This is a genomic window from Terrirhizobium terrae, from assembly GCF_030323265.1.
Classification (GTDB): Bacteria; Pseudomonadota; Alphaproteobacteria; order Rhizobiales; family Rhizobiaceae; genus Neorhizobium.
Genome location: NZ_CP104992.1, coordinates 169,453 through 185,545 on the forward strand (window position 1 = coordinate 169,453; position 16,093 = coordinate 185,545).

At 59.9% G+C, this 16,093-nt stretch carries 16 protein-coding genes, 1 tRNA gene and 2 pseudogenes; 3 read left to right on the forward strand and 16 right to left on the reverse strand.

What is annotated here, in order from left to right; genetic code table 11:
- Positions 1-178: 178 nt before the first annotated feature.
- The 3 genes from N7E02_RS08860 to N7E02_RS08870 all read right to left on the reverse strand — a co-directional run bounded on the left by N7E02_RS08860 (position 179) and on the right by N7E02_RS08870 (position 1,312).
- Positions 179-427: a hypothetical protein gene (locus N7E02_RS08860; RefSeq protein ID WP_286581495.1), complete on the reverse strand. Its 249-nt coding sequence runs from the start codon at positions 425-427 to the stop codon at positions 179-181.
- A gap of 97 nt (positions 428-524) precedes the next feature.
- Positions 525-908: a DUF983 domain-containing protein gene (locus N7E02_RS08865; protein ID WP_286581496.1), complete on the reverse strand. Its 384-nt coding sequence runs from the start codon at positions 906-908 to the stop codon at positions 525-527.
- A 128-nt stretch (positions 909-1,036) separates the two neighbouring features.
- Positions 1,037-1,312, reverse strand: coding sequence for a membrane lipoprotein lipid attachment site-containing protein (locus N7E02_RS08870; RefSeq protein WP_286581497.1), 276 nt, complete (start codon positions 1,310-1,312; stop codon positions 1,037-1,039).
- A 215-nt stretch (positions 1,313-1,527) separates the two neighbouring features.
- Between N7E02_RS08870 and N7E02_RS08875 the strand changes: the two are divergent.
- Positions 1,528-2,831: pseudogene (locus N7E02_RS08875) on the forward strand (amidase).
- A 76-nt stretch (positions 2,832-2,907) separates the two neighbouring features.
- Here N7E02_RS08875 and N7E02_RS08880 read toward each other — a convergent pair.
- From N7E02_RS08880 to N7E02_RS08905, 6 genes are all read right to left on the reverse strand, one after another.
- A complete protein-coding gene (locus N7E02_RS08880) occupies positions 2,908-4,218 on the reverse strand; it encodes a KAP family P-loop NTPase fold protein (protein ID WP_286581498.1) in 1,311 nt (436 codons plus the stop codon).
- A complete protein-coding gene (locus tag N7E02_RS08885) occupies positions 4,170-4,406 on the reverse strand; it encodes a hypothetical protein (RefSeq protein ID WP_286581499.1) in 237 nt (78 codons plus the stop codon). The genes N7E02_RS08880 and N7E02_RS08885 overlap by 49 nt, the downstream gene beginning before the upstream one ends.
- 96 nt (positions 4,407-4,502) lie before the next feature.
- Positions 4,503-4,578 (reverse strand) — tRNA-Met (locus N7E02_RS08890).
- A 158-nt stretch (positions 4,579-4,736) separates the two neighbouring features.
- Positions 4,737-5,933, reverse strand: coding sequence for a tRNA 2-thiouridine(34) synthase MnmA (gene mnmA / locus N7E02_RS08895; protein WP_286581500.1), 1,197 nt, complete (start codon positions 5,931-5,933; stop codon positions 4,737-4,739).
- Between the two features lie 236 nt (positions 5,934-6,169).
- Complete coding sequence (locus N7E02_RS08900) at positions 6,170-7,783, reverse strand: methyl-accepting chemotaxis protein (protein WP_286581501.1); 1,614 nt, start codon at positions 7,781-7,783, stop codon at positions 6,170-6,172.
- Complete coding sequence (locus tag N7E02_RS08905) at positions 7,784-8,131, reverse strand: hypothetical protein (protein ID WP_286581502.1); 348 nt, start codon at positions 8,129-8,131, stop codon at positions 7,784-7,786.
- Between the two features lie 274 nt (positions 8,132-8,405).
- On the opposite strand from N7E02_RS08905, the gene greA reads away from it, so the two are divergent.
- Positions 8,406-8,888: a transcription elongation factor GreA gene (gene greA, locus N7E02_RS08910; RefSeq protein ID WP_286581503.1), complete on the forward strand. Its 483-nt coding sequence runs from the start codon at positions 8,406-8,408 to the stop codon at positions 8,886-8,888.
- A 7-nt stretch (positions 8,889-8,895) separates the two neighbouring features.
- Here the strand turns inward: greA and N7E02_RS08915 are convergent, their stop codons facing one another.
- Positions 8,896-9,333 carry a mechanosensitive ion channel gene (locus N7E02_RS08915; RefSeq protein WP_286581504.1) on the reverse strand — a complete coding sequence of 146 codons (438 nt, stop codon included), beginning with the start codon at positions 9,331-9,333 and terminating at the stop codon, positions 8,896-8,898.
- The gene (locus tag N7E02_RS08920; RefSeq protein WP_286581505.1) at positions 9,327-10,088 is read right to left on the reverse strand and encodes a mechanosensitive ion channel family protein; all 762 of its coding nucleotides are present in this window, start codon (positions 10,086-10,088) and stop codon (positions 9,327-9,329) included. Before N7E02_RS08920 ends, N7E02_RS08915 begins: the two co-directional genes overlap by 7 nt.
- 26 nt (positions 10,089-10,114) lie before the next feature.
- Here N7E02_RS08920 and N7E02_RS08925 point away from each other — a divergent pair.
- Positions 10,115-10,539 (forward strand): annotated as a pseudogene (locus N7E02_RS08925) (DUF1810 domain-containing protein).
- 18 nt (positions 10,540-10,557) lie between these two features.
- On the opposite strand, the gene N7E02_RS08930 reads toward N7E02_RS08925, so the two are convergent.
- From N7E02_RS08930 to N7E02_RS08950, 5 genes are all read right to left on the reverse strand, one after another.
- Entirely contained in the window at positions 10,558-11,625 is a 1,068-nt protein-coding gene (locus tag N7E02_RS08930) for a Tim44 domain-containing protein (protein ID WP_286581506.1), read from the reverse strand.
- Positions 11,626-11,919: 294 nt separating this feature from the next.
- Positions 11,920-13,515 carry a phosphoglycerate dehydrogenase gene (gene serA / locus N7E02_RS08935; protein WP_286581507.1) on the reverse strand — a complete coding sequence of 532 codons (1,596 nt, stop codon included), beginning with the start codon at positions 13,513-13,515 and terminating at the stop codon, positions 11,920-11,922.
- 76 nt (positions 13,516-13,591) lie between these two features.
- The gene (locus N7E02_RS08940; protein ID WP_286581508.1) at positions 13,592-14,773 is read right to left on the reverse strand and encodes a phosphoserine transaminase; all 1,182 of its coding nucleotides are present in this window, start codon (positions 14,771-14,773) and stop codon (positions 13,592-13,594) included.
- Positions 14,774-14,911: 138 nt separating this feature from the next.
- Positions 14,912-15,439: a GNAT family N-acetyltransferase gene (locus N7E02_RS08945; protein ID WP_286581509.1), complete on the reverse strand. Its 528-nt coding sequence runs from the start codon at positions 15,437-15,439 to the stop codon at positions 14,912-14,914.
- Positions 15,381-15,899, reverse strand: coding sequence for a GNAT family N-acetyltransferase (locus N7E02_RS08950; RefSeq protein ID WP_286581510.1), 519 nt, complete (start codon positions 15,897-15,899; stop codon positions 15,381-15,383). The genes N7E02_RS08945 and N7E02_RS08950 overlap by 59 nt, the downstream gene beginning before the upstream one ends.
- Positions 15,900-16,093: the final 194 nt, after the last annotated feature.

The window sequence follows — 16,093 nt, forward strand, 5'->3', positions numbered from 1 at the left end:
ACGGATGCAGCTGCAAAAGGTTCCAGATGATCATGTTTTCGAGCTGAAGTTTTTGCAGCGCAACGAATTCGAAACGCCCGCAATTCTAAGGCTTCCAGCCATGGTCATAGGGCCGCCGCAGGCATTAATGGCCGCGCCGAACCGTGGTCTTTGCCGATACGGAATTTACGAAGGAAGATCAGGCTCCGGGCGTCGAAAACCCGTCGCCGCGGCGCAATTGCTTGAGCTGGCTGACCACACGAAGTGAACTCGAGGCACGCGCCGCCGAGGCCTCCGAACTGCTGGCGAGAACGCGCAGCATATCCTCTGCCTCGTCGGCAGAAATTGTTCCGCGGGCGGCAAGGCCGTCGATCAAGAGCAGCATCGCGCCTTCCAGCGCCAGAGAGCGCCGCCGCGCCTCGCTATCCATGTCATTCACATCGGGCATTCCAATTCCTCGCTTTAGCTTTGGAATGGTTTGCGCCTGAAAATGTTCCTGACCGAAACGCGATACAGACTAACGAATCGCAGCAGCAGAGCAAAAGCTAGGTGCCGCGGTCGAGCCTGCCCTGTTCGGCCTTGTAAAAATACTGGCTTGCCACCAGCCATCCCTTGAGAGGCCGAAGCGGCAGGATGCAGGTCAGAAGCAGGAAGGGCAGCGAGATCAGCAGATGCACCCAGAACGGCGGCTGGAAGGCCACCTCGATCCACACCGCCAGCGCCACGCTCGGCACGCAGGCAAAGCAGAGTACGAAAAAGGCCGGGCCATCGGCGGGGTCAGCAAAGCTGTAGTCCAGGCCACAAACCTCGCAACTGGGTCGCAGCTGCAGGAAGCCGCTGAACAGATGGCCTTGGCCGCAACGGGGGCAATGGCCGCGAACTCCCGTGCTGTAAGGCGAAAGCGGCGGCCATTGTGTATCCTGCGCCATGAAATTCAACCTTTCCGAGAATAAGATCTTTCAAATCTCGTACTCCCGATACTTGGCATCCATCAAGGCTTTCCGGGCCGGCGCGTCAATCTGCCCCGGTCTGGCGCGCAACACAGCCTGCCTACAACTCAGTCCCAGATGGGCTCGGGGATCTTATGCCGCTCGACGAGCTTCAGGCTCCGGTCGGGCTGGATGATGTAGGTCTCGCTGATCCGCTCGCCCCACTGGTTGCGGAACTCGTGCGGCACCTGGCTACCGATCGGCGCCTTCATCAAGCGAGTACGGGGCTGGCCGCCATAGGTGATGCTGCCGGGGATCGGTTCCAGACCGTTGGTGTTCAGTGCATATGTCTGGCACCCGGAAAGCGCGAGCGCTGCCGTAATAAGAACGATGGTCGGTTTCATCTTCGTGTCCTCCAACCGGATTTTAGACACCCCGCAGCAGCGCCACCGGATGACCTTGGAAGGGAAATAGGGCCGTGCGGATAATTCCGCTACCCTTCCGGCGCAGATCCGTTACACCTGTGACCTCAGATAGTTGAGCCTAGGAAATACCCGTGAGCAGACCCGTTGCCGGCATGTCGATTGCCGAAATGTCGATGTTGATCCATTCGGGCGTCATGAGCCCGGTCGAAATCGCAGAATCGGTCTTCGACGCCATTGAAAGCCATCCCGACAAGGCGATCTTCACAGCGCTGACGAAGGACCGGGCGCTCACCGAAGCGAAGGCAGCCGCAAAGCGGGTTACGGAAAACCGCTCCCTCGGCTGGCTGGATGGCGTTCCGATCGCCTGGAAGGACCTGTTCGACCTCGAAGGCATGCCGACGCCTGCCGGCTCCGACGTGCTGAGACACGCCTCTCCGGCAAAGCGCGACGCGGGCGTGGTCGATCTGGTGCGCCAGTCGGGCATGGTCGCAATCGGCCGCACCAACATGAGCGAATTCGCCTTTTCCGGTATCGGCATCAATCCCCATTACGGCACGCCGCACAATCCGCGCTCGACGGATGTTCCGCGCGTACCCGGCGGCTCCTCCTCCGGCTCCGCGGTCGCTGTGGCGGCAGGCCTCGTGCCGGTCGCGATCGGCACGGATACAGGCGGCTCGATCCGCATTCCGGCGGCGCTGAACGGCATCGTCGGCTACAAGGCAAGCAGCGGCCGCCACACGATGGACGGCGTCTTCCCGCTCGCCAAAAGCCTCGACACATTAGGCCCCTCTGCCGCAGCGTTCAGGATGCGATCTGGGTCGATGCCGCCATGCGCGGTACCACCCGGCCGGACGTCATGCGCAGCCCCGCCCCCGATGGCGCGATGGAAATCGTCATCCCGGAAAACGCAGTCTTCGACGGCGCCGAGCCGGGCGTTGTGAGAGCCTTCGAGGCCGCCATTGGGCGCCTAGAGAAGTCCGGCGCGAAAATCGTCCGCCTGCGCATCCCGGCCTTCGAGGCCATCACCGATCTGATGAAGAGCCGCGGCGCCCTGGTGACGGCGGAAGCCTTCGCCCTGCATGGCGAGCGCCTGTCGGGACCAGAGGCCGACGGCATCGACCCGCGCGTCGTCGCCCGCATCCGGCTCGGCCGCAATATCGCCATGGCCGACTATATCGAGATCCTCAACATCCGCCGCCGCCTGACGAAGGAGACCGAAGCCCTCCTCGCCGGCCGCCTCGTCGCCATGCCGACCGTCGCCCATGTGGCACCGGCCATCGGGCCGCTGCTCAAGGACGACGACCTGTTCTTCGCCACCAACGGCAAGACGCTGCGCAACACCGGCTTCGGCAACTTTTTGGGCTGGTGCGGCGTGTCGATCCCGTGCGGAACGGGAGATGCGGGGATGCCGGTGGGACTGCTGCTGTCGGGCTCGGCGGGCGAGGATGAGAAGGTGCTTGGGGCTGCATTGAGGTGGGAAGAGGTTGTGCGGGGGTAAGGCAAGCGAAATGCCTCTGGAATTCGCTTGCGATGCCTGAAAAATGCTCCGAGTCGAAAGAGCGTTTGTATAATCCCTAGACTCGTTCCTTTTCAATTACCGACGCGTTCACCATTCTTCCTGCATTGGCGACAATGCCTAGCAGCTCGGTTTGTATGCTCGGCTGCCGCTCCGACACGCGCATACCACTCCATTCTGGTTCGAACACACGCCGCGCGTAATCGAATGCAATGCCCCTATCAGACCTCGAACTCATAGCGCGAATCCCCTCCATTGTTCTGAAAGATCCGACAGAGTACCGATACGCCTCACCATAGTTTATGGTGAAATCAGTTTCTATCCTCTCAAATCGATCAACCCGCGTCCTAGGTAAAGTCCATTTAACTATTTCCTGCTCCTGAAAACTCGGCCATTCCGCCTTTCCAGTCTTATAAAAATTGGCGCACAGAGGAAAAAGTAGGACAACATCTGCGGGGATCTGGTGTGGCCACGCGCTTGCCGCAGCATCAACCATTTCGAGGACCTGCCTAATTGCGCGCAGGTCCAAACCGTATGCCTTACAACCTGCACCTACGGCTTGCGCGACATCGTTCTCTGGAGCTGAAAGCTTCTCAGCCGGCAGCATAGCACATAGGTCTTTGACCAGATTTTCCGTTAGAGGTTCCTCAAAGACATAGGTCCGATCAAAAAATCTCTTGAGATATCTGAAGCCGTCGAAATTTGCTCCATACGAACCTGCGATGCTGTGTTGAAGCTGGTCAGCATTCGTTCCGAACACAAAAACTACACCTGGCACATCAAAGAGATGTTTCACGCGTTCAAGCAGCTGCACAGCATATGTGGGCCGGCAGCGGTCGAGTTCGTCGACTAAGATGAAAAGCGGCGCGGACTTACTTTTGCCGATGGCGTGGATAGCCCTTTCAAGCTTGTCCCGAAAATCCGCCATTGCGGCGTCAGTTCGGTTGAATCCGTCAATCATCGCCTCCAGCGATGCATCAAACAATTTTTCGAGCTGTTTACCTGCCGCCTTTATTCCGTCGTCGGCCACATCTTCGAGTGTTTCTGACGAGAAGCCCGTTTCATTGATAATTTCGCCGATCTCGTCCAGAGATACACCAGCGTGTTTTCTCACAAGCCCTTTAAACACAGCGCCGGTAACTTTAAGCGCAATCGCCCCGCCGCTTGACTTCGCGGCAGACCATGCCTTCGCAATCTCGCCTTGCTTCTTAACATAGGGCGCAAAAACCTGGTCGATTGCCGCCATAATCGCGACATACGGATCTTGGGCATGATCGTCGCGCCAAGCATTTACCCTGGCAACGATATGGCCCTTGGCGTCTAGGTCTTGAGCAAGGCCGTCAAGAAAGAACGACTTCCCCCTCCCCAATCAGCGTCGACATTCAATACATAGGAGGGGACGCGACCTTGCGAGCGGCGCTTATCCAACTCGCCAATCAAGAAGTTGTAGAGAAATTCAGCATCCTGCTTGCGGCCAAGCCGATCAGCGGCCCAATGATCGAAATTATCCAACACCTCTCGTCCCTTACGCTCATGCACCGGATACAGGAGTGTCATCGGAACTCATGGTAAATCAAGTGGGAAAGCCTACGCAGCGTCTGCAAGAGCTAGAAACGCTGGGTGCGTGTTTAACGTGATAACCTCGGGAAAAAATGGTAGCGGGGGCGGAATTGAACCGCCGACCTCAGGGTTATGAATCCTGCGCTCTCACCAACTGAGCTACCCAGCCACACCGGTTGGAACGAGTGTTTAAATCGTCCCGTCGTTTTGATGTGCGGCTTATAAGACCCGTGTCACCGAAGTGTCAAGCAGGCTTTCGGCAAAAATCCGGGAAGATGAAAATCCCTGTGATTTCCGGCCTATCCTCGTCGCCGCCAAGCCCGCTCTTCAGGCCGCGACGGGCTGGGCCAGCAGTTCCTTCAGCGAAGCTTCCGCTTCCGCCGCCCGTTCCGAACGCTCGATGAAACCGCCGCCATAGACGCGTGCGTCCGCTCCCGGTGCGGAATAGAGTACGCAGGCCTGGCCGGGGGCGACGCCTGCTTCGCCGATCGCCAGATCGACATAGACGCCGCGTTCATCGACATAAAGCGTTGCCGGTGTCGGTGGGCGGGTGGAGCGCACCTTGGCGAAGCAGGGGAACCCTGCCCCGGCATCGGCCTCCAGCGACGAATCGCCGATCCAGTTCATGTCGCGCAGATAGACGCGGTGCGTATCGAGCGCTTCCTTCGGCCCGACGATGACCCGGCGCGAGCGCGCATCCAGATAGACCACATAGAGCGGTTCGCCGGTGGCGACGCCAAGGCCCTTGCGCTGGCCGATCGTATAGTGGACGATACCTTCGTGGCGGCCGAGCACGCGCCCGTCCATATGGACGATGTCGCCGGCAAGCGCCGCGTTCGGCTTCACCTTGTTGATGATGTCTGCATATTTGCCGGCGGGCACGAAACAGATGTCCTGACTGTCGGCCTTCTTGGCAACGACGAGGCCCATTTCTTCGGCGAGATCACGCACCTGCGCCTTCGACATGCCGCCGAGCGGGAAGCGCAGATAGTCGATCTGCTCCTGCGTGGTGGCGAACAGGAACCAGCTCTGGTCGCGGTCGCTATCGATCGGGCGGTAGAGCGCGCGGCGGTTCGGATTGTCGGCGGTCGGGTTTGCGGCCGAGCGGATGTAATGGCCGGTTGCCAGCGCATCGGCGCCGAGTTCCTTGGCGGTTGCCAGAAGATCGGCGAACTTGACCGTCTGGTTGCAGGCGACGCAGGGAACCGGGGTCTCGCCCATGGCATAGGCTTCGGCGAAGGGATTGATCACCGTCTCGCGAAAACGCTTTTCGTAGTCCAGCACGTAATGCGGAATGCCGAGCGTTTCGGAAACGCGGCGCGCATCGTCGATATCCTGGCCGGCGCAGCAGGAGCCGGCACGGTGCACGGCGGCGCCATGATCATAGAGCTGCAGCGTGATGCCCAGAACGTCATAGCCCTGGCGCTTCAGAAGCCCAGCCACGACGGAGGAATCCACGCCGCCCGACATGGCGACGACAACGCGCGTGTCTTCCGGCCTCTTGTCAAAATCCAGCGTATTCACGGAATACTCTTTCGCTCTTCACCCGGCGCTTCTGCTTCAGGCATCGCTCCGGCAAACGGAATGGCAGGCAAACGGGATCGGCCGCACGCGAGCTCGGTTATCGCCGGATATAGAAAGGAATGAAGGAGAGCGCAAGACATCGTCACGCAGTACGCCGGCAGCCGAAGACAAGAGCGGCGGCAGGTTTCCCCGCCGCCGTCAACATGATCATGATTTATTGTGGAGGCAAGCGCCCGTCAGGCCGCCTGTCCGTAGGAATAAGTTTCCGATACGCGACCGGCCTGTCGGCCGCCCAACGTGAAACGGCCGATCAGCGTCGAGAGCTTGGTCGTCTCCTCGGTGAGCAGGGAGACGGCAGCGCTGGTCTCTTCTACCATCGCGGCATTCTGCTGCGTCGCCTTGTCCATCTGGCCGACCGCCGAATTGACCTCGCCGAGCACCGAGGACTGTTCCCGCGTCGTGCTGGCGATCATCTCCATGTGGCGGTTGACGTCGACGATATAGCCCTCAATCGTCTTCAGGGCATCGCCGGTTTCGCGCACGAGGCCGACACCGTTTTCCACCTCGACACCGGAAAGGCGGATCAGTTCCTTGATCTGGCCCGCCGCATCGGCAGATCGCTGGGCAAGATCGCGGACTTCCTGGGCAACGACGGCAAAGCCCTTGCCGGCTTCACCCGCACGCGCGGCTTCCACACCGGCATTGAGCGCAAGCAGGTTGGTCTGGAAGGCTATCTGGTCGATTACGCCGATAATGGTGGACACCTGGGCGGACGAGCCTTCGATCTTGCTCATCGCATCGACCGCGCTTGCCACGATGGTGGCCGAGTTGACCGTGCTGCTGGCGGCATCTGCCGCCACGCCACGTGCGTCCTGCGTGCGCTTCGACGCATCATGGATATTGCCGGTGACGGTGCCAAGTGACGCCGCCGTTTCCTCAAGCGTTGCCGCCTGCTGCTCGGTCCGCCGTGCGAGATCGTTGGCGCTGCGGCTCAATTCCTTGCTGCTGTCATCGATGACGGTGACGGATTCGGCGACAGCATTGAGCGTTTCGCGAAGCTGCCTGACAGCGGCGTTCAGGTCATGGCGCAGCGCCTCGAATTCTTCCGAAAACGGCTCGTCCAACTGAACGGTGAGATCACCATTGGCGAGCTGGCGCAGACCGCGGCCGAGACCGTCGGTCGCCTGGCGCAGGCGGCTCTGAGCTGCAACTTCCGCCTCGCTGCGGGCACGCTGACGGTCGGCATCCATGCGCTGATCGGCCTCCCGGGCCTGTTTCGACATCTCGTCGGTCGCCGCCTGGGCAGCCTGCGCCTTGTCGGTCGCCGACTGGGCGGAAACGAGTGTGTCCGTCAGCGCCTTGATCAGGGCAAGCAGGACGCCGGTCTGGCCGATGACGATGACGGCATGCAGGACGACCCGCATGGAGGTGGACTGGCCGGGGAAGACGGCAGCCGAAGCGAAGAGGAACAGCAGGAGATGGTGGACGATGACGAAGCTTGCATAGGCAAAAATGGCGCGACGATCGACCCAGACCGCGCACATGGCGAGGTTTGCGAAGAAATACATATGGATGTCGATCTGCAGCGGAGAGCCGGAGAACAGGAAGACCAGAATGCCGACTTGCGCAGCATGCGCCATTGAGGTCACGACGCGAGTGGTCGCGCCGGTCCGGTCATTGAGCCACAGCAGTGTTCCCATCGCGCCGATCACCACGGCCGCAACGAGTGCGCTGATATCCATGCCATCGGGCAGGTAGAAATTGCGGGCAATGATGAGCGCGACATTGACCCACAGCAGGGCAACAATCCCCATCGAGGCCTTATGACGAATGGTCTCCAGCGCGTTCATTTAAAAAATCTCCTGCGAGCAAATGGATTTGAGATTGGCGTTGAGAACGAGGAGCGCGCCGGCGCGCCTCAATTGAGCGGGAAAGGAAGGCGCATCGGACTGGGCAATGGCGATCCACGGCAGGCTGCCGCCCGCCACGTAGTTGCCATCCGCCCTGCCGATAATCGAAAGAACGGTCTGTTCGGATGCGAAGGGCTGCGCCACGACAAGAAAGAACGAGCCGCGTGGGCTGAGCCACATCCACATCAGAAGTGAGATGAAGATGGCGACGCTCACGACGATAATCTTTCTATCGCTTGAGTGAGATGAGTGCGCTGCCATGAAAGTTGAACCAATTTCGATCAGCAATAAAATAGCCACGAATGGTTTACGGCATCTTACACTAAAGTATTGATCTTAAAATGTAATTGTCACTCGGATTATTTCTATAGGTCTACATTCAAAAACCTGGACATAACCTATCCGTTACGTTGAGGCAGATATTTCTTCTTGCAATCGTCGCGCGAAATCCGCCATCACGGATGGAGGAGACTTGAATTGAGACAGGGTTCTGCAACAGCCGCCATAGCGCTCCCCGCAGCCTCGCTCTATCTCAAGAGCCAGAGAATCACGGAGCAGAACATTGAGTGTCGCATTCACCAAGGAAGAGAGCGCAGAAACGGCAGCCGAAACGCTGCTGCCGGATCGCCCGATCTCCCCACATCTGAACCTGGTGACCGAGGACGGACTGAAGGCGCTTGAGCGGCAGATGGAAGAAGCACGCGAGGCCTATGCCGCCGCCCAGACGATCGAAGATGTCAATGAAAAGCGGCGGCAGTCAGCGGGGCCGTTGCGGGACATGCGCTACCTGTCCGAACGCCTCCGTACGGCGCAGCTCGTCCCTGCCCCGACCTCCAGCGACGTCGTCGCCTTCGGCAGCACCGTCACCTTCGAACGCGATGACGGCCGCGTACAGACCTATCGCATCGTCGGAGAAGACGAGGCCGATCCCAAGGCGGGATCGATTTCCTATGTCTCTCCGGTCGCCCGCAAGCTGAACGGCAAGGCCGTTGGCGATGTGGTGACCGTCGGCGACCAGGAACTCGAGATCACCGCGATCGCCTGATCGGCGCTCAGGACTGAAGGGAAGCGTGGGCGGCAGCGCCGAGAACTGCGGCGCCGTTGCCGTCGAACTGGCGATCCGTCCTCACCTTCGGCAGCGCGTTCGGATATTCCATCTGGATGAATTCGACCAGCTTCTCGCGCATCTCGCACCGCATGTCGAAAGTCTTGGGTGCATTGTTGGCGGAGACGAGAATGCGGATCTCCATCACGCTTTCCCGGAAATCGGTGACCTGCACATTGACCACGCGCCTGTCCCATATTTTCGAGGCGGCCGCGATCTCCTCCACTTTCTTGCGGATCACGGATACCGGGATGGTGTAGTCGAGGTAGATCATCACCGTTCCAATGAGCGCCGAGCCTTCACGGGTCCAGTTCTGGAAGGGGTTCTCGATGAAATAGGACAGAGGCAGGATCATCCGTCGCCAGTCCCACAGCTTCACTACCACGTAGGTCGAGGTGATTTCCTCGACATTGCCCCACTCTCCTCGACGATCAGGGCATCGTCGATACGGATCGGCTGGGTGATGGCAAGCTGGATGCCGGCAAAGATATTTTTCAGCATCGGCTGCAGCGCGAGACCGAGCACGATACCGGCTACACCGGCGGAAGCGAGCACGCTGACGCCATATTGCTGGACAGCCGGAAAAGTCATCAGCATGGCTGCGATCGTGATCACAACGATCATCGCGCCGGCGATCCGCTCAGCTATGCGTGACTGCGTTACGTGGGCGCGTGCCAGCAAGTTATCTTCTGCATCCAGCTTGAAGCGGCGCAGGTAGACGGTCATCCAGATATGCAGGGCGGCCTTTGCCGACCAGCCGAGCACAAGAATGAACGCGATCAGCAGGACATGGCGGATGATTTCCGCGGGCCTGGCCGCAAGCGGCGCGATGGTGGCGGCAACAGACAGGGTGAAGGTCAGTATCGCGACCCGCAACGGCCGACGTCCGCGCGACACCACCGAGCGCCAGAACAAATCCTTGTTCTCAACCAGGCGGGTAAAAATGCGAAATGTAAGCCGATGAATTGCCAGCCCGATGAGGACGGCGGCAACCAAAAGTCCGATGCTGACGATCCAATTCGGCAGCCAGTCCGTATATTGACGAAACTCTGCGATGAAGTTGTTCATTCCATCCCAGCTAGGGTGCATTGCAGCATAGAAAAGAGCGGCCGCAAAAATATCATCTTTTTCCGTCTTCATGCCGCAATTGGGGTGAGGAGCATTTAATGATCGATCGTACCGTGACTGTAGACCTGACGCGTTTCGTTGACGCCCAGGCATCGATCTACAATCAGGTCATTGCGGAACTGCGCGACGGACAGAAGCGCAGCCACTGGATGTGGTATATCTTCCCGCAATTCGACGGGCTCGGAAAATCGGAAATGTCGCAGCGCTTTGCCATCCGTTCCCGCGACGAGGCAATCGCCTATCTCGCCCACCCCTGCTCGGCTGGCGGCTTGCCGAATGTACGACCGCGATGCTCGCTCACGAGGGCCGCGGCGCCGATGAAATTCTCGGTTCGGTCGACGACATGAAGTTCCGCAGCTCGATGACGCTGTTTCATCTAGTCAGCGAAAAAGGCTCGCCTTTCGAGCGAGCCCTTGAGATTTTTTACCGGGGGAGCACGACGATGTCACCGTCGGGCTCCTGAAGATTTAAGCCAAGTGCCTCAAGCCGCCGACTGGATCGCCGAGAGCTTCCAGTCATTGGCCGGCTTGCGCACGAAGGTCCAGATTTCGACGGCCTCCGTCTCACTGTTCGGATCACCTTCGACCACGTCGCCGCTGTTGCGATCACGCAGGAAGTCGATTGACGAGTAGCGCATCGCGACAGTCGCGTATTCCTGGCCGTTTTCGCGCCATGCTTCCGACAGGTCGCCCTGCAGAAGCTTGACGTCCTTGACCTCGTTCTTCACGCCGTTGGTGGCGTTTTCACCGAGCTCTTCGGCCAGATAGGACATGGCTTCCGGCGTCGTGAGGCTGCGAAGCTTCGCATAGTCCTCGTCGCCATAGGCGCCCTGCACTTCCGTCAGCAGCTTCTCGAACTGGCCAAGGTCACGGTTGGTAATACCGATCTCGTCCGTATCGGCACCAGCCTGACGCGGGGCATCGTTGTAGCCCGCACCTGCTGCCGCGCCTGCGCCCATCGAGCCGATCTTCGGGATCTGGAAGCCGCCGCCCTGATTCTGCTGGGGCGCCTCGTATGCATGGTTCTGGTCGCGGTCATGGTTGTTGCCCGAGCCAAAGCCGTTACGACCACCGGCCGGACCAGCCGTCTGCTGCTGGCGACGCGCGAAGAAGCGGAACGCCAACATGGCGAGACCACCAATCAGCAGGATCTGGAGGAGCATGCCCATGAAGCCGGCCATGCCGCCAAAGCCGTTGCCCATCAGCATGCCGAACAGGCCACCGAGGGCGAGACCGCCGAGGAGACCACCAAACATGCCGCCGAACATGCCCGGACGACGCTGCTGAGCTGCCTGCTGGCCGGCGCCGGTCGCAGGACGGGTGGCGTTCTGCTGGGTGTTGGGCGTCATCGAACGCTGGATGCCATTTGCGGCGCCCGGTGCCGTGTTCGTTGTCGGCGGAGCGGAGAATGTGCGCGTGCCGCGGCTGCCGAAGCTGGAACCGCCGCCTGCGCGACGCGCTTCCGCAAAATCGACGGCTGTTAGCGAAACTGCCATTCCGATCGCCGCGATCGCGAAGAGTTTCTGGAAACGCCGAAGCTTGGATAACATCAATATCTCCTGTGGCCGCCCTATGCGGTCTCTGCACTCATATGGGGAAGAGCCGCGGAGAGTTTTAGAGCCTCCGCAATTTTTTCCCGTTCTAGTAGCTACATAAGTTCATCACGGGAGCCAACAAGCAAAAACACAACCAAAGGATGTTTCGAAACATCACCCGATCACATAGTCGCGAGCAAAAGAAAAAGGCCCGACGCTGACGCGTCGAGCTCTTCTTAGTCACCCCTGGGAGGATTTTTGCTTTTATTGGTTGAGCCTGAGGTCAGTAAGTTCCTAAAGCCCGAAGTCTCAGTCGACGTTGAAGACCAGCGGACGGGCCTGCTTGATCGCCGGGTTGGCGGTCAGCTTGTCGAGAACTTCCTGCGACACCGGCGCATCGACATAGAGAAGAGCAATGGCGTCGCCACCGTCCTTCTCGCGACCGAGCTGGAAGTTGGCGATATTGACCTTGGCATCGCCGAGCGTGGTGCCCATGAAGCCGATCATGCCGGGAACGTCGGTGTTGGAGATATAGACCATGTTGGCGCCGACATCGGCATCCATGTTGATGCCCTTGATCTGGATGAAGCGCGGCTTGCCGTCGGAGAAGACAGTACCGGCAACCGAGCGGCTCTGCTTTTCGGTCGTGACCGTCAGCTTGATATAGCCGTCATAGACGCCGGTCTTGTCGCGCTTGACCTCGGAGAGCACGATGCCCTTTTCCTTGATCATGATCGGGGCAGAAACCATGTTCACGTCGGCCACCTGGTTGCGGATCAGGCCCGCGAGCAGCGCCGACGTCAGCGCCTTGGTGTTCATGTTGGCGGTCGCGCCGTCGAACAGGATCTCGATCTCCTTGATCGGATCATCCGAAACCTGGCCGACGAATGCGCCGAGAACGTCCGCAAGACGGATGAACGGCTTCAGGATCGGCGCTTCTTCCGCAGTGATCGACGGCATGTTGATGGCGTTGGAGACGGCACCCTTGACGAGATAGTCCGACATCTGCTCGGCGACCTGCAGGGCGACGTTTTCCTGGGCTTCCGTGGTCGACGCGCCGAGATGCGGCGTGCAGACGACGTTGTCGAGGCCGAAGAGCGGGCTTTCGGTGGCGGGCTCCACCTCGAACACGTCGAAACCGGCACCGGCGACATGGCCGGACTTGATGGCTTCGGCGAGGGCTTCTTCATCGACCAGACCGCCACGGGCACAGTTGATGATGCGCACGCCCTTCTTGGTCTTGGCGAGGTTTTCGGCGCCGAGGATGCCGCGCGTCTTGTCGGTCATCGGCACGTGCAGCGTGATGAAGTCGGCACGCGGCAGCAGCTCTTCCAGCTCGACCTTTTCGACGCCCATTTCCTGCGCGCGTTCGGCCGACAGGAAGGGATCATAGGCGATGACATGCATGCCAAGGCCGATCGCCTTCTTGCAGACGATGCCGCCGATATTGCCGGCGCCGATGACGCCGAGCGTCTTGCCGGTGATTTCGACACCCATGAATTTCGACTTTTCCCATTTGCCGGCCTGTGTCGAGGCATCGGCTGCCGGAAGCTGGCGGGCAACGGCGAACATCAGCGCGATGGCGTGTTCGGCGGTGGTGATCGAATTACCGAAGGGCGTGTTCATAACGATGATACCGCGCTTCGACGCAGCCGGGATATCAACATTGTCGACGCCGATGCCGGCGCGGCCGATGACCTTGAGGCCGGTCGCGGCGGCGATCAGCTTTTCGGTGGCCTTGGTGGCCGAGCGGATGGCGAGACCATCATAGTTGCCGATGATTTCGGCGAGCTTGTCCTTGTCCTTGCCGAGCTTCGGCTGGAAATCGACTTCGACGCCGCGGTCGCGGAAGATCTGGACGGCGGTTTCAGACAGTTCGTCGGATACGAGTACGCGAGGTGCCATTGTCTGGGCTCCTGATAAAGGGTTCAGTCTCTGGATCTGGGATGAGCGGTCCCGCTTCTGCGGGACCGGGAATCGATCAGGCGGCAGCCTTGTTGAGCGCGGCCTTCTGCGTTTCGAACGCGTAGGCGAGCCACGGCATCAGAGCCTTCATGTCGGCTTCTTCGATCGTGGCGCCGGCCCATATACGAAGACCGGACGGAGCATCACGATAAGCGCCGACGTCGAGGGCAACGCCTTCCTTTTCGAGGATGGCGGTGACGCCCTTGGCAAAGGCGGCCTGCGCGTCGGCATCGAGAGCGGCGACATCAGCGTCGGCGATCTTCAGGCAGACGGAAGTGTTGGAGCGCGTCGCATCGACCTGCGCCAGGTTGGCGATCCAGTCGTTGGCAGCCACGAAGTCGAAGATGACCTTGGCGTTGGCGTCGGCACGAGCGATGAGAGCCTTGAGGCCGCCGATCGACTTTGCCCAGTTGAGCGCGTCGATATAGTCCTCGACGCAGAGCATGGAGGGCGTGTTGATCGTCTCGCCCTTGAAGATGCCTTCGGAGATCTTGCCGCCGGAGGTCATGCGGAAGATCTTCGGCAGCGGCCAGGCCGGAACGTAGCTTTCGAGACGTTCGACCGCACGCGGGGAAAGAATGATCATGCCGTGACCACCCTCGCCGCCCAGAACTTTCTGCCAGGAGAAGGTGACGACGTCGAGTTTCGAAAAGTCCATGTCCTGCGCGAACGCGGCCGAGGTCGCGTCGCAGATGGTCAGGCCCTTGCGGTCGGCCGGGATGAAGTCGGCGTTGGGAACGCGGACGCCCGAGGTGGTGCCGTTCCAGGTGAAGACCACGTCACGATCGAAATCGATCGTGGAAAGGTCGGGCAGGAGGCCGTAATCGGCCTCGATCTTGCGGACGTCCTTGAGCTTCAGCTGCTTGACGACATCGTTGACCCAGCCCGCACCGAAGCTTTCCCAGGCGACCATGTCGACGCCGCGCTCGCCGAGCAGCGACCACATCGCCATTTCGACAGCGCCGGTATCGGACGCGGGAACGATGCCGATGCGGTAATCCGCCGGTACGTTCAGAATTTCACGGGTGAGATCGATGGCCTGCTTGAGCTTGTCCTTGCCAACCTTGGCGCGGTGCGAACGACCGAGCGGGGCATCGGAGAGAGCGTCGAGCGACCAACCGGGGCGCTTCGAGCAGGGGCCAGAAGAAAAATGAGCATTATTCGGACGTACGTCCGGCTTCGCGGTGCCATTGGCCATATGTATACCCTTCCAGGTAATTAGCCTCTCGTTGGGGAGAGGTGTCCCGCCGCCGTGGATATAAGCGTCCGCTTTCACAGTCAAGCGGGTCTTGACGAGACCTGGAGTTTTTTGGTGGCGCAAAGCCTGAACGTTCGGTCAGGCGGAAACAGTGCGGATGCCCTCTGGGAGTATGGCAACACCCGCGAGAAGCAGGCTGGCCGGTCTCAGCCGCCGACGGATAATCCACTTCAGCGGGCGCAACCTGCGCCACAGCGACGTCGAGCGAATTGTCTCGACCGCCTTGTTTCGTAGTAGATAAGCCCGTCCCCGCGCTGTCACCGGCTCGCTGCGTGCCATAAGCGGAAAGATCGTCTCGCAGCTTTCGAGCTTCCAGGCCTCATCGCCGATACCAAGGTCCATCCATTCATAGCCGTTGGCATGAAGCCACTGGAGTGTCTGGTAGAAGAGGACACTGCCCGGCGAGTAGCGCGCCCATTCACCCGTCTCGAAGGACAGCATGATGGCGTAATAGCGTTTTCCGGCCTTCAACCCCCATATGGTGGCGATGATCTCGTCTCCAGCCTTCAGGTAGAAGAGGACGAGCATGCCCTCTCGGGCAAAGAACTCAGTTCCATCCTGGAAGAAATCCAGTTTGTCGACGTCGGTATCGAAGCCCGGCACCATTGTCTGTTCGAGATCGTTGCTGCTTCTGCCGTAAAAATGCGGCGTTGGCTTCCGTCCGCTCACTGTCGTCGGAGGCGATCTTGAACGCCAATGGTGCAATCCGGTCGATCTGCCTGCTTTTGCGCAGCAGCGTCTTGCGCTGCGGCACTGCTGCTTCCACCGTAGCCCAGGGTCGACGCAGATCATTGCCGTGACACGAAATCTCATAGGCCCGATCGCCCAAGAAGCCGAGCGGATTGATCATGCCGTCGATGTGAGCAGGCATCTTGTCCAGTTGCACGAGATCGAAGGGTGGCAAGGATTGTGTCACACCGCGCCAGAGCTGCTCTGCTCGCGTCGCGTTCCACTCGACATCGCTCGCAAACAGGATCGGCGCGTTGTAGTCGGCGGCATCCCCGTCGATAAATTCGAGTATCCGGGCACCCTTTCGCCGCGAAATGCAAAGCGGAATGAACAGCAAGGGCCTTCCGGAATTGTCACGTACTTCAACGAAGTGGAGGCTGCGCTCGCCGGATCGGCCGAAACTGGCGAGCCACGCCTTCAGGAAGGTGACGGTCTGGAACGGATAAAAGAAGACACCATCGGCGGCATCGCCGCCCCTCGGCCATTCCGAGGACAGCTCATCAATGTCATCGAAAACAGAGATGGCAAAGA